This window comes from Mucilaginibacter robiniae (assembly GCF_012849215.1).
Lineage (GTDB): Bacteria > Bacteroidota > Bacteroidia > Sphingobacteriales > Sphingobacteriaceae > Mucilaginibacter > Mucilaginibacter robiniae.
This window is the reverse complement of the sequence record NZ_CP051682.1, coordinates 317373-330831: the sequence shown is the minus strand read 5'-3', so window position 1 is coordinate 330831 and position 13459 is coordinate 317373. Positions and strand designations below refer to the sequence as shown.

The 13459-nt window shown below is 43.9% G+C and carries 9 protein-coding genes and 1 tRNA gene; 7 read left to right on the top strand and 3 right to left on the bottom strand.

Annotation, left to right across the window (positions count from 1 at the left end; all coding sequences use genetic code 11):
• The first annotated feature begins 14 nt into the window (after positions 1 to 14).
• Positions 15 to 1775 (top strand): RagB/SusD family nutrient uptake outer membrane protein, encoded by a 1761-nt coding sequence (locus HH214_RS01530; RefSeq protein WP_169605659.1) that lies wholly within the window; start codon positions 15 to 17, stop codon positions 1773 to 1775.
• 328 nt (positions 1776 to 2103) lie between these two features.
• Entirely contained in the window at positions 2104 to 3729 is a 1626-nt protein-coding gene (locus HH214_RS01525; RefSeq protein WP_169605658.1) for an amidase, read from the top strand.
• A gap of 58 nt (positions 3730 to 3787) precedes the next feature.
• Here HH214_RS01525 and HH214_RS01520 read toward each other — a convergent pair whose 3' ends face one another.
• Entirely contained in the window at positions 3788 to 4216 is a 429-nt protein-coding gene (locus tag HH214_RS01520; RefSeq protein WP_169605657.1) for a VOC family protein, read from the bottom strand.
• Positions 4217 to 4574: 358 nt separating this feature from the next.
• Here HH214_RS01520 and HH214_RS01515 point away from each other — a divergent pair.
• Positions 4575 to 4648: transfer RNA gene (locus HH214_RS01515), tRNA-Arg, on the top strand.
• Between the two features lie 130 nt (positions 4649 to 4778).
• Positions 4779 to 5999 (top strand): site-specific integrase, encoded by a 1221-nt coding sequence (locus tag HH214_RS01510; RefSeq protein ID WP_169605656.1) that lies wholly within the window; start codon positions 4779 to 4781, stop codon positions 5997 to 5999.
• Here HH214_RS01510 and HH214_RS01505 read toward each other — a convergent pair.
• Entirely contained in the window at positions 5996 to 9175 is a 3180-nt protein-coding gene (locus tag HH214_RS01505; RefSeq protein ID WP_169605655.1) for a phage tail tape measure protein, read from the bottom strand. The genes HH214_RS01510 and HH214_RS01505 overlap by 4 nt on opposite strands.
• 16 nt (positions 9176 to 9191) lie before the next feature.
• Positions 9192 to 9350, bottom strand: coding sequence for a hypothetical protein (locus HH214_RS01500; RefSeq protein WP_169605654.1), 159 nt, complete (start codon positions 9348 to 9350; stop codon positions 9192 to 9194).
• 49 nt (positions 9351 to 9399) lie between these two features.
• Here HH214_RS01500 and istA point away from each other — a divergent pair, with 49 nt between their 5' ends.
• The 3 genes from istA to HH214_RS22285 all read left to right on the top strand — a co-directional run bounded on the left by istA (position 9400) and on the right by HH214_RS22285 (position 13353).
• Positions 9400 to 10929 (top strand): IS21 family transposase, encoded by a 1530-nt coding sequence (gene istA, locus HH214_RS01495; protein ID WP_248282179.1) that lies wholly within the window; start codon positions 9400 to 9402, stop codon positions 10927 to 10929.
• A gap of 16 nt (positions 10930 to 10945) precedes the next feature.
• The gene (gene istB, locus HH214_RS01490; protein WP_169605652.1) at positions 10946 to 11698 is read left to right on the top strand and encodes an IS21-like element helper ATPase IstB; all 753 of its coding nucleotides are present in this window, start codon (positions 10946 to 10948) and stop codon (positions 11696 to 11698) included.
• A 1421-nt stretch (positions 11699 to 13119) separates the two neighbouring features.
• Positions 13120 to 13353, top strand: a complete 234-nt coding sequence (locus HH214_RS22285) for an IS3 family transposase (protein WP_169605651.1) — start codon at positions 13120 to 13122, stop codon at positions 13351 to 13353.
• Positions 13354 to 13459 lie beyond the last annotated feature (106 nt).

The following is a 13459-nucleotide window of genomic DNA, read 5'->3' as shown; positions in this document are numbered from 1 at the left end:
AACCTGATTTAAACATGAGAAACGTTATATATAAAGCTGCTTTTGTTTCGGCATTGACAGCCACTTTACTGTCATGTAACAAAAGATTGAATGAAGTAAACCCATCAGGCGCTACTGCCGATGCAACCTGGAGCACACCAGAAGGGTTTATCACCAATGTAAACGGTGCCTACCAGCAGCAAAGGGCTTGGTACGGTAAAGAGGATGGTCCCCTTGTTTCTGAAGCTGGTTCGGATTTATGGTTTAACGCTAATAAATCAAACTATGCCAACCAGGTTACCCGCTATGAAGGGCTTTCGGCAGCCTCGCCAAGTTCAGCAGGTACGGTTTTCCGCCTGTTTTACCAAGCTATCAATGTATGCAATGCCGGAATCGGACGCATCGACAATGCCGGATTTACTAACCAGGACGAAAAAAATCGTCGGTTAGGTGAATTGCGCTTTTTACGCGCTTTTTATTACTGGCACATTGTAGAACAATTTGGTGGCGTAAATTTAAGAACTACAGAGGTAACTACTCCCGAACTAACCGCTACACGCAGTCCGGTAAGTGCATTTTATGATTTAATTATTGGCGATTTGAAATTTGCAGCTGATAACTTGCCCTTAGCTAGCTATTGGGGTACTGAGTATAGCCGTGCATCTAAAAAATCAGCGCTCGGTTTATTAGCCAGAGTATATCTATCCAGAGCCTATTATGCCACCGGAACAGATCGTACTAATTACTTTACCTTAGCTGATAATACAGCCAAGGAAGTAATATCACGCAAGGGTGAGTTTGGCGTTGATTTGTGGACCTCACCAACCGACTTATGGAATCCATCCAACAACAAGAATAATAAAGAGGCACTTTACATCATCAGCAATTCTACCAACACAGCATTAGATTATGATGCCAATGCTAATCGTTTACATGCATGGTTTTTAACGCAGTACAGTAATAAACCAGGCTTGGTGTTAAGTATTCCTTATGGCTACGATAACCAACGCCGATTACAGCCTACCCGTTACCTACTTGATTTGTTTGATGAAACCAAAGATGCCCGCTATGCAGCCAGCTTTCAGGAAACTTGGATAGCTAATAATACCACATCTGGTACTACAGCATACACCTGGACGGCTGCAAACGCTACAACTTACGGTAAGGCAGCAAGCGTGGTGGGAACGCAAGTGGTGAGTGGTCGTGATTTGGCTTTGCAGATTACCAAAAACGTAGTTGCTGATAAAGCGACTAAGCCTTGGGTACTTATTGACCGTAATGATTTGTACAACACCAATGGTACAATTAAATCGTTAACTGATTTTGTGGCACTTAAAAAGTTTCTGGATTATACTCGAACTGTGCCTAACTCTCAACCTGGCTACAATGACATTATGGTGATTCGTTTAGCTGAGATGTACCTGATTGCCGCAGAAGCAGAATTTCAATTAGGAAATTATACAGGTGCTGCAGCACAGCTTAATGTACTGCGTACCCGTGCGGCCATCAAAACTCCTATTGACCAAACTGCGGCTATGCAAACAACGGCTGCAGCTGTACAAACTGGTGGCATAAGTTTTATTTTAGAAGAACGCGCCCGTGAACTTTGTGGTGAGCATCTGCGTTGGTTTGACTTAAAACGTACTTTAAGCCCAACCGATTTTGCCGCGTGGATCAAAGCTAAAAACCCAGACATTACAGCAGTTCAACCATTTCATACCTTGAGGCCTGTACCGCTTGCCGAACTGAATGCCTTAACTAATGGAGCTGAGTTTGGTCAGAACCCTGGTTATTAAGCTTTATGTGAAATCAAAAGCATACAGAAATACAACTACAACCCTGTCCTAAAAAGGCAGGGTTTTTTCATGATATATCACAAGGCTGACTTGACTAGTATAAAGGTGACAGTTCGAGTATGTCTCAATTTAGGCTTGAGCAAAAACGATTGATAAGGCAAGTAGAAAATTAGCCTGCTACAGATAAAAAACGGAGTAACCAGTAACTCTGTAATTCTCAACATGTATTAGTATTTGTCACTTTTTTGTGGGATAACGTTGTTATGCATTGCTGGTATTTTATAGATGTTTAAGATTTTGTTAATTGGATAATCATTTCTATTTTAACATGCAACGAAGAAATTTTATAAAAGCTGGCTCGCTGGCAGGTATATCACTGGGTACACTTATAAATTCATCCTGTAGCCATGCTCCAGAAAAAACAAGTGCTGATGGCGCTTTGGACAACTCGGCTGATGATTTTGAATTAAATGAGGCTACCATTGATGACCTGCAGCATAAAATGCAAAGTAAGCAACATACCTCAAGGTCAATAACTGAATTATATCTGAAGCGCGTTGAAGCTATTGATAAGAATGGCCCCCAATTAAACTCGGTTATTGAAATAAATAAAGATGCTTTAACCATGGCCGACGTAGCCGATAAAGAGAGAGCCAACGGTAAAGTACGTGGCCCTTTGCACGGTATACCAGTTTTGATTAAAGATAATATTGATACCGGAGATAATATGCACACTACAGCTGGTTCATTAGCTTTAGCCGATAATTTCGCCAAGCAAGATGCTTTTATTATCCATCAACTACGATCAGCCGGAGCCGTAATTTTGGGTAAAACCAATTTGAGTGAATGGGCTAATTTTCGTTCTACACATTCTACCAGTGCCTGGAGCAGCAGGGGAGGGCAAACTAAGATGCCTTACATACTGGATAGAAACCCCAGCGGATCAAGCGCAGGTTCAGGTGCGGCTGTTGCTGCCAATTTGTGTGCTGTAGCTATTGGTACAGAAACCGATGGTTCAGTAGTGTCGCCTTCATCAGTTAACGGATTAGTGGGTATTAAGCCAACAGTTGGCTTATTAAGTCGTAGTGGTATAATCCCCATTTCAAAAACACAGGATACAGCCGGACCTATGGCCCGTACAGTTAAGGATGCTGCTATTTTGTTAAGTGCTCTTACAGGTGTGGATTCGAAAGATAGTTACACTTTAGCTAGTAAAGGCAAATTGGAAAAAGACTATACTCGCTTTTTAGACAAAAATGGATTGAAAGGAAAACGTTTGGGCATTGAAAAATCAGCTTTAACCGGCAATGTAGCTATGGTTACCTTACTAAAAACAGCTATGGACATTTTGCGTAAACAGGGTGCTACTATTATAGAAATTGAACTATACAAGCAACTTAAAGAAATTGGTAATGCTGAATTTACAGTTTTGTTATATGAGTTCAAGGACGGACTGAACCAGTATTTGAAACAAGCTAATTCTCAGGTTAAAACGCTGGCTGATGTAATTGCTTTTAACAAAAATAATGAGAGTAAAGCTATGCCGTTTTTTAAACAAGAAACCCTAGAATTAGCTCAACAGAAGGGTGACTTAACTAGTAAAGAGTATCTGGATGCTTTGCAAAAATCTAACGGAATCAGTTGTAAAGCCATTAATACGATACTCAAAATTAACCAACTAGACGCTATTATTGGTCCAACTAACGGATTTGCAGTCTGTATTGATTTAATAAACGGTGATTATGACAATGGTTTCTCATTCTCGTCGCCAGCTGCTATGGCAGGCTATCCGCACATTACTGTACCTATGGGTAATTGGCATGACTTGCCTATGGGATTGTCATTTTTCAGTACAGCTTACACAGAGCCGGAACTTATCAGGTTAGCTTATGCATATGAACAAGCCAGCAAAAAGCGCATAGCACCGAAGTTTAAGACTAATTTGCTGGCTTGATTAAATAAATGGATGTTGGATATTATATAAAGTTCCCTGAATTGCTAACCAAATAACTTTATACGGCAAATAATTGTGCCATATCTTTAAACGATTTGAACTCTAAAGCATTACCTGATGGATCTAAAAAGAACATAGTAGCTTGCTCACCTACTTGGCCTGCAAAACGGATTCCGGGTTCAATAATAAATTCTATACCTATACTCTTTAAACGATCTGCCAATTGGTGCCACTCTTCCCAAGGTAAAACTACGCCGTAATGTGGTACAGGTACATCATGGCCATCAACAGGGTTAAAGTGATGCTGCTCAGTTTCTGCCGGACGAGGTTTCAGGTGGATTACAAATTGATGACCATATAAATTAAAATCGGTCCAAATATCTGATGTTCGCCCTTCTGTGCAGTTTAACACGTCTCGGTAAAAACGGCGAGCTTCTTCCAAGTCATATACAGGTACGGCTATGTGGAAAGGAGTAAGTGTAGTCATGTTAAAACAAATTATACAAAATCGATAATGTTAAAAATAGTAAAGAATCACTAATTACTGGCTGTTATACAACTAAATTTCATAGCGCTTATATTCTAATTAGGGTTCATTATAATGCTAAAACATGTATTTATCGACACAACCATCCCATTTGTCGATACCATATTGAGAATGATCTTGCTTGTTGTACATTTGCTTCCAGTAAGTGAATAACTTACTTATTGTGATAAGGTTTAGGTTAAAAGCCTCCAAGCAGCGATTGCAAGGAGGCTTTTTTATTTTAATGCATGTATAATACCAAACTAAGCTTTGATAATTAAAGTGAATTCCTCATATTTGCACCGCAAAACAAATGCGGGGTTCCGTAGCTCAGCTGGATAGAGCAACTGCCTTCTAAGCAGTAGGTCTTTGGTTCGAATCCAAACGGAATCACTTTTATACTTCCCAAAACAGTATATTTTTTAAAAAAGTGCCTTTAAACGTATTTAAAGGCGCTTTACTGTTTCTGCATTTTTCGTGTTTTCAAGTATCATGTTCCAACATTGTTACAACACGATAAAGCATGGCAGCAAAAATCAGAAAGAGTCACATGAACTCATGTACTGTGCAGCTGTGGTATAATAAGCAGCGCGTGAAGAAAAACGGGAACGTATCTTTATACATTCAAATGATAACTAAGCGTGACAGTATTGAACTACCGCTTAAAATCGAATGGCCCGCTAACAAAATTGATTTGAAGAAAAGAGACCTGCTGGCACGGATGCCGGAAGATCCTGATCTGCTTCCTTTTAAAGCCATTGTTGAAAAGGAAAAAGCTAAGTACTGGAACATCATTCGTAAGTTCCTGCTAAAAGATGTTCCATTTAAATTAACGGATGTGATCAAGGAAGCGCGGCTTTATCAGACCGGTACCATGATTTGTGAGTTTATGGAGCTATCCATTATTGCCCGTCAGAAAGCTCCGCGCATGAAGGACCGTATTAAATATTCCACCTCAAAGGTTCACAAAGTCACTTTAGGCTGGCTGAAGAAATATTTACATGACCAGGATTTTCCGATTGCTCAAATCACAGGCGACTGGATGGACGAATTTGCGGACTATCTGCGGGATCATATGGGGGAGGCTGGTGTATCTGTACGCATCAAGGATTTGAAATCTTACTTGGGATATGCTTATAGTAACCGAATAGAGGTAGATTTAAGTTACAAACGTTGCAAGATCGCCTATGAAGCGCCGGAAGTTAATGCATTGGAAGAATCAGAAATCAACGGTTTGCTTGCCTTATACGAGGATGTTGACAAAATAGGAGAGTATCGGCCATACCTGCGAGCGTTCCTTTTTGCGTGTTTAACCGGTTTAAGAATTTCTGATTTACAACGCTGGAACAAATCATGGATAAAAGATGGTGGCTTTGAATACATACCGAAGAAACGCAGGCTGAGTAAGATACTACCTAAACCATTATTTATGCCGCTGATTCCATTGGCTATGAAGTTTGTATCCAACCTACCAACGGACAACTTAGGGCTGCCCAGTGATCAGGAATATAACCGATGTTTGAAAGTAATTGCCTCCAAGGCCGGTATTACTAAAAAGTTAACGTCGCACGTGGCCCGGCATACTTTCGGAACATCGCTAGCCATTAAAGGTGTACCAGTAACCGTTATCGCCAAGTTGATGGGGCATAAAAATCTGGAAACAACTATGCGCTATATCAACGTAGCCGAGCAGGCTAAGCTCAAAGCCATGCTCCAGCTACAGGATTATTACGTCAATGCTTAAGAAGTTTTGCCCGCTTCAAACCGGGCTCGGTCTATTTTATTTTTAAATTTTTCAAAATCCTGATAGATAAACTTAACCTGTTTATCGTTCGCATCTTTTTGCGCTTGGATCATTTGATCAAATTTATCCATTATGGCTGACCAGTCCATGTCCTGGCTAGTTGCCGAAGGGGTTGGTGCAGCAGCCGGTTGCGTAGTAGCCGTGCTTCCATACCGGTAAGCATCCACACTGGCGGTGAAACCCTGCTGATTAAACCTGACCCCAGCAGCAGTGGCATTCATATTCTGAAAAGCGGCAAGTGCTACCGAGCGCGTATTGTTTCCGGACAGGATCTTCGCCGTATCTCCGGCATTGTAAACGTTAGCACCTTTTTGCAGGTAAGTCAACATCTCATGATCTGCCAGGCGTAGCCGATTGCCTTCTTGAATGATTTCAGGACCTGCTTCGCCTACAGTAGCCAAACCTTCAGGTGCATTTCGTACACCAGTTGCAAACTGAGGCGGCTTCTGGGCTGCTATAATTGCAATTTGAGCGGCACCAGCAACACCTGCTGCTGCTGCATTTTGCCAAATAGGTAAAGCTTTTACAACGGCTAAAGCGGTGTTGATAATGGCTTGTTCCAGAGCAGCCTTTTTATCAGCCTGCCAAGCCCGGAGCTTTTCAGCTTTGACTTGCGCATCATACTTGTCGTTGATAGCCTGCTTTTGTTTTTCCGTCAGGTTCTTGTTAGCCAGTTCCGCATCGCGTTTTTTTTCAATATTTGCGAGGTATGCATCGCTTTCCGCTTTACGATTATTAGCTCCAATCTGGAAAACAGCATTGGATACATCCTGTGCTGATTGAATAGCTAAGTCTTTGTTTTTCTTATCTTGCTCTTTTTTCTTGTCAGCCTTATACGTGTCAGTCTCAGCCTTACGGTTTTTTTGAATCAGCGCCAGCGCATCCTGATAGGCTTGTGTAGCACCCAGTTCCTTTTCATATTTATCTTTTAAAGCCTGTACCTGGTCATCATATTTTTTGTTAATACGGGCCAGCTCCACCTTATCGCGGTTTGCTTCCGCTACTGGTGCCTGTGCCTTGATACCTTCCGTATCCTGCTGCAACCGTTTTTCCGCGCGAAGCTTGGCGTCCGCCAGATCATGGGCGCGATCGGCTTGAATCTTGGCCTTGGCTGCTTCGTTGTTGCCTACTTTTTGCAGCTCCTCATCATAAAACTGGTTGATGCGGTCATACTCTTTCTGTGTTTCGCTCTCGTGCCGGTCGGACATTTCCAGCCGGAGCTTTTCTACCGCCTGCAAGTATTCTTTCTCCTGGCGCAGCCTGATCTGGTTAAGCGCATCCGTTTTCTGCTTTTGGAGCGCTGTGATCTCGTCCCGGTGTTTTTGCAGCTCTTGGTCGCTGAGTAGTTCTTTGACTTTTTTATTGTTCAGGAAGTTCTGCTCATCCTGAATCATTTTATCAAACTTTTGCCCAGTGTCTAGTATCTCTTTTTCGTTCGTGGCCATCAGGTCGGCCAGCTCACCGGCGCTAAACCCCTTGAATTGTTGACTGAGGCGCTTGGATTCTTCCATCAGCTGCTCACGTTTGCGTTTAGTTTTATCATCCTCCTCATCGGTGTAATTACCGGTTCCATGACTGACAGCTGAAGTAGGGGTTTCCAGTGCCTGTTTCTGAAAGTCGGCTCTGAACTCATTCTTGATCGCTGCGATCTGTGCATCGACGGAACTTAGGGCCTTGGCCTTGTTACTCTTTTCGGTGTTCTCCAGATGTTCCTGACCGTTCTTTTGACCGGTGAAAATATCGGCAGCCACAACGCCTATCCAATCGGCTACGCTCATGTTACCTTTGCCGTTTTCCAATCTTCGCTTTTCAGTCTGGAGTTTTTTCAATTCCTCAAAAGCAGCTTCGGCAGCAGCCCGGTGCTCCAAGGTTTTGATATATTCTTCTACGGCAATTTTCGCATCACCGGCCAGAATCCGTTCATCTGTGTAGCCCTTCAAATGATCCGGCATGATGTCCCGCAGCTTTTTAATAGCAAGCAGCTTATCTTCCCGGGCTGCGGTTTCATCCTTAATGATCTCCTGTAACTGGTTGATTTTTTCGGTTTCATCTGCTGCGCCCTCAATACCTTTCTGATGAATTTCGTTTAGTTTGTTCTGGGCATCAGCCATCGCATTCGTCGTGTCTTTAAACAGGATAACCATGGTAACCAATGCGGCAATGGCACCAATAACCAACCCGATTGGATTAGCTTCCATAACGGCATTAAAGCCGGCCATAGCGTTACGGGCCTCGGTGATCCGGCCGGCGAGGACCAGCTTGATCGCTGCCCAGGCCTGCTCGGCCACCATAATGAGTTTAGTTGCTGCTTCACTTTCCAGTAAAGTTTTCCACCATGCGGCCTGTGTTAATGTTGCGATAACGACTACGGCATTATAAGCGACAAATGCAGCAGTACCGGCTATTATCAGTTTAATCAGGCTGCCAAAAACACTCATGACCAGTTTCAGCACATCGATGCCTTTATCCGCCCAACCCATGAATAAGTCGGATAAATCATTAAAGGAGGCGCTGCTGAACAGGCCATTGAACTTCTTGCTGAGCTTTTCCAGGTTCGCCGCCCGGTTATTGTTCTTCAGGTCGAACTCACTCAGGATAGAATCCTGACCTTTCAAAGCTTCGGTGGCCGAGGTCACGCGATCATGCAAGAGCGTCTGGTTACTGCTCAGGCCGGCAATCACCTGGCTGGTACCGGAACCATCCAATTTAAGTTTGTCCAGTAATTTAGCAAAGCCGGTGGCCGAGTCTTTGGATTTACCGGCACCATCTACCACCTTCATAAAGGCTGCGTACAAGTCCGTGTCACACAGCTTTTTAAACTCGGTCACGTTCATGCCGGCTACCTTGGCGAAATCCTTGGAGCTGGTCAGCATGCGCTGGAGGACTGCCACGACCGCGGTAGAGCCTTTTTCCGATTCAATGTTCAGCTCCTGCATGGTAGCCGACAAACCCAGTACCTGCCCGCTGGTCAAACCGAGCGATATACCCACACTACCAATGCGGCTGGCCATATCGGACACCACCGGGGCCGTAGCCAGGCCTTCCGCACCGAGTGTATTCAGGGCATTACCGATATGCAGAATATCCTGATCAATCTTACCCGATTTGATATCCACAAATATGTTACGGAGCTTACCCTGGGTATTCTGCTGAAAATGACCAGGTGTTCTGTCTTAAAGAGGTCAGGCGTTCCGGCGTAAACTGACCACCCCATTCCGGGGCAAACTGACCAGGGATTCCGGGCGAAACTGACCACCCCTGGAATGCAGCTGATGCGGTAGCAGCCGTCATCTTTGTAGGGTTACAAAACTCTCAAAGTATGGCTAACACTACGATCAGTATGAGTAAGATAAGAAAGATCTTAAGGATGTACACCAACGGGCGCAGCATCATGTCTATAGCAGCCCAGGCAGACGCATCCAGAAACACCGTAAAGAAGTATCTGGCCTCTTTCAAGGAGAGCGGCTTCAGCTTTGATGAAGTCAATGCTTTGAATGATAAAGAGCTGGAAGACTTGTTTGGCAAGGCTAAGGAGCGCTCTCCCAACAGCCGTATGCAAGCCATGCTGCGCTGCTTTCCCAAAGTAGACAAAGAGCTGAAACGTACCGGTGTTACCCGTCAAATGCTTTGGGAGGCTTATCGTAAAGAGTTTCCGGACGGTTACCAGTATAGCCAGTTTTGCTTTTATTATACCCAGTGGCAGGCCCGGGTTAACCCTGTGATGCACATCGACCACAAGGCCGGTGATAAGCTGTATGTGGATTTTGCCGGTCAAAAGCTGAGCATCACAAACCGGGATACCGGGGAGATCATTCCTGTCGAGGTCTTCATCGGCATACTTGGGGCCAGCCAGCTGACCTATGTCGAGGCGGTCATGAGCCAGCAAAAAGAAGACTTCATTTCCGCTTGTGAGCATACCCTGCATTACATTGGCGGCGTGCCGGAGGCCATTGTTCCGGACAATCTGAAAGCTGCCGTCACTAAAAGTAACCGTTACGAACCTACGCTGAATGAAACGTTTGAAGACTTCAGCAATCATTATTGCACGACCATCTTACCTGCCCGGGCATTCCGCCCTCGTGATAAAGCGCTGGTAGAAGGTGCCGTAAGAATCATCTATAGCCGCATTTATGTTCCCCTGCGCAAGAGCGTTTATCATTCCTTGCAAGAGCTGAATGCCGCTATTCATGAACTGCTGGAAGCCCATAATAACCGGCTGATGCAAAGCCGGCCTTACAGCAGAAGGCAGCAATTCGAGGAGGTAGAGCGTGAAACGCTTATGCCTTTACCCGTGTTGCGCTATGAGCTTAAAAAGCAGTTTCATGCCACCGTGATGAAAAACGGGCATGTCAGCCTCGGGCCTGATAAGAACTACTATAGTGTGCCTTACCGCTTCATCGGCAAAAAGATCAAGCTGCTGTATTCCAGCACGACGGTAGAGGCCTTCTATCATTATGAACGCATAGCCATTCACAAGCGTACCAAGGGGCTGCACCGCTACATTACGGATAAAGACCATCTGGCTTCCACCCACCAGTTCGTTGCCGAGTGGAACCCGGAAAAGTTCCTGTCCTGGGCCGCATCGATCCATGAGGATGTGCGCCTTTATATCCAGCATATCCTTAGCCGCAGGCACCATGCAGAGCAGGCTTACCGATCCTGCATCGGTGTGCTGGGCTTTGCCCGTAAAGCCGGGAATGAACGCCTGATCCTGGCCTGCAGAAGAGGCCTGAGTTATGGCATGTACAGTTACAAGACCATACAAATGATCCTGGAAAAGAACCTCGATCAGTACGAAGAAAGCTTATTTGCCAATGAACTTACCATGCCCGAGCATGATAACATCAGAGGCGAAGACTATTACCAGTAAACACGAATCAAGTCATATGAATACAAACACTTTAGACAAACTGCGGAAGATGAAGTTCTTCGGCATGTTCCATGCTTTTCAAAGCAGCCTGGAAACCGGGCAAACAGATCACTACACGGCCGATGAACTCTTGGCCTACCTGGTGGATGCCGAATGGGATGACCGGCATAACCGGCGTATAGAGCGCCAGATCTATCATGCCAAGTTCCGCTACAAAGCGTCCATTGAAGAGGTGAACTACCAGGCAGAGCGGAGCATTGACCGCAACCTGGTCATGCGCCTGGCGGACTGCACCTTCATTGAGCGCAATGAGAATGTGCTCCTGACCGGCAGCACCGGCATTGGCAAAAGCTACATCGCCTCTGCTATTGGTTACCAGGCCTGTATGCAGGGCTATAGGGTATTCTATGCCAGTACACCCAAGCTATTTGCCAAACTCAAGATGGCCAAGGCTGATGGCTCCTACATCAAAGAGATCGCAAAGATTGAACGCCAGCAACTGCTCATACTCGATGACTTTGGCTTGCAGCCTTTTGATGCACAAAACAGGGCTGCCCTGATGGAGATCATTGAAGACCGGCATGGTAAAGCATCCCTGATCATTACCTCACAGCTTCCGGTCAGTAAATGGCATGAGGTCATCGGTGAAAAAACAATAGCTGATGCAATATTAGACCGTATCGTACACAGCGCTCACCGGCTGGATCTCAAGGGTGAATCCATGAGAAAAAAACGCAGGGCTGATGAAAAGGAAATCAGTTACCAATAATAACTTGAGATAGCTAACTTTGTAATAATGCTTCTACAGCATTGGCTGCATCATTCCGCCAGTTCTCAGACTGGTCAGTTTGCCACGGAATAGCCTGGTCAACATCCCCGGAATACCTAGCATAGTCCTCCAATACGGTGTCTGTACAGATGGCTCAGTCAGGAAAGAAATACTACTTAAGATTGCTGCAATCAGATTGTTTAATAATACATTAATCCAAATGAATGCCTCTCTAACTGATGAGATGATTTTATTAAATGGAAGGTTTATTAATTATGATAAGCATTAAAAGTCTACACTAATTAATCTCTTATTTTAAGAAAAGTAACCCGTTAATCGAAGAAAGAATTATTCAGGCAAAGTTGCGCTTATAGCTGCTGTAGCGCATGAAAGACTACGGCATAAACACAACCTCATACACGGCCTTTCATTTATTCCGTTTCCTTTCTTGCTTGATTGCCTCAAACCTGAGTGTAGGCAACGTAATTAACACATCGTTTCACTTAATCAACAAGCATATGGATAGTACATGAGATTAGATTTCCAAAACTGGATATTTCAGTTTAACTTGCATTGCAGTTCATTAAATTATTAACAACGTTGCTCTGTTTGCACATAGCTTGCACAAGCATCTATAGATAGCTCAAAAAGGGCTTTAGCAAGGTGAAAACGAATTTATGACCTCTAGCTTCTAAGCAGTAGTGTTTTGTTAGTTCCATTGGTTAATTTTCGATTTGCATTTGGAGTTAATTTGAACTATAACGTCTCTTGGTGTTGGAATTAAGATGGAATATGGATAGATAGTTTTTAATCTACCAATTATACAGTTGCAAAAAATATCGGTATAATCATCACTCTTATCGCTGAGCAGTTGTTTGTATGCTTCTTTTATTGATTTATTAATTAAGGGTGACTGGAGTTTCTACATTTAATTGGAGTGAAAATACAAGCAGATTTAAACAAGAGATTAAATCTCCCGCTATAATGAAAAGCGGGTGTACGATGAATCTTTTAAGAAGATGGCAGTAGAGTTATCTAGTGTTAAAGTGGCAGTAAAGGAGGCGGCTGAGGAGTTGGGCATAGATCCGGGCCGGATCAGATGGGTAGAAAAACCAGTATAAAAGTAATGGTACGGGTGCTGTATTATCCGCAAGCATAAGCGATGAACAAAAAGAGATCAGAAGACTACAAAAAGAACCCAGGGGGCACAGCAGAGCGTAATAATTTAAAAAAAGGCAGTCAGCATCTTTTCCAGAGGAGAGGGCAAGTATTCGGATTTATAAAGGCTCACCGAGCTGAATATACCGTAGAAAAGATGTGCAAGGTGCTGGGTGTAAGTTCCAGCAGTTATTATTACTAGTTAAAACATCCCATTAGTTCAACGGAGCGTAAATTAAAAGAAGTACCCTATTCAGCAAAGCATGAGCCGAAAAAGTAACTGCTGGGACAATGCTGTCGTGGAAAGCTTTTTCAAAACCCTAAAAACAGAAATGGTCTACCACAGATACTTTCTAAATAAAGCCGAAGCCTGTTTGGCTATGTTAGAATATATCGAGGTTTGGTACAACCGCCAAAGAAAGGATTCAGCGCTGACTTATCTCACACCTTGTCAGTATGAACAGCTTTTAATAAAAAACAAAATGTCTGCCTGGTAAATCTCTCCAATAAACTGTTGTAATTCCATTTCGGCCCTGCACATTCGCGCCTACGCAATAGCTACCCGAACCTCCAAAAACTTGCCACCACAAAACCCTTCACGCA

Coding starts and splice junctions, on each gene's coding strand:
- HH214_RS01530 (WP_169605659.1), top strand. CDS start 15: ATGAGAAACGTTATATATAAAGCTGCTTTTGTTTCGGCATTGACAGCC.
- HH214_RS01525 (WP_169605658.1), top strand. CDS start 2,104: ATGCAACGAAGAAATTTTATAAAAGCTGGCTCGCTGGCAGGTATATCA.
- HH214_RS01520 (WP_169605657.1), bottom strand. CDS start 4,216: ATGACTACACTTACTCCTTTCCACATAGCCGTACCTGTATATGACTTG.
- HH214_RS01510 (WP_169605656.1), top strand. CDS start 4,779: ATGGCAGCAAAAATCAGAAAGAGTCACATGAACTCATGTACTGTGCAG.
- HH214_RS01500 (WP_169605654.1), bottom strand. CDS start 9,350: ATGACGGCTGCTACCGCATCAGCTGCATTCCAGGGGTGGTCAGTTTCG.
- istA (WP_248282179.1), top strand. CDS start 9,400: ATGAGTAAGATAAGAAAGATCTTAAGGATGTACACCAACGGGCGCAGC.
- istB (WP_169605652.1), top strand. CDS start 10,946: ATGAATACAAACACTTTAGACAAACTGCGGAAGATGAAGTTCTTCGGC.
- HH214_RS22285 (WP_169605651.1), top strand. CDS start 13,120: ATGAGCCGAAAAAGTAACTGCTGGGACAATGCTGTCGTGGAAAGCTTT.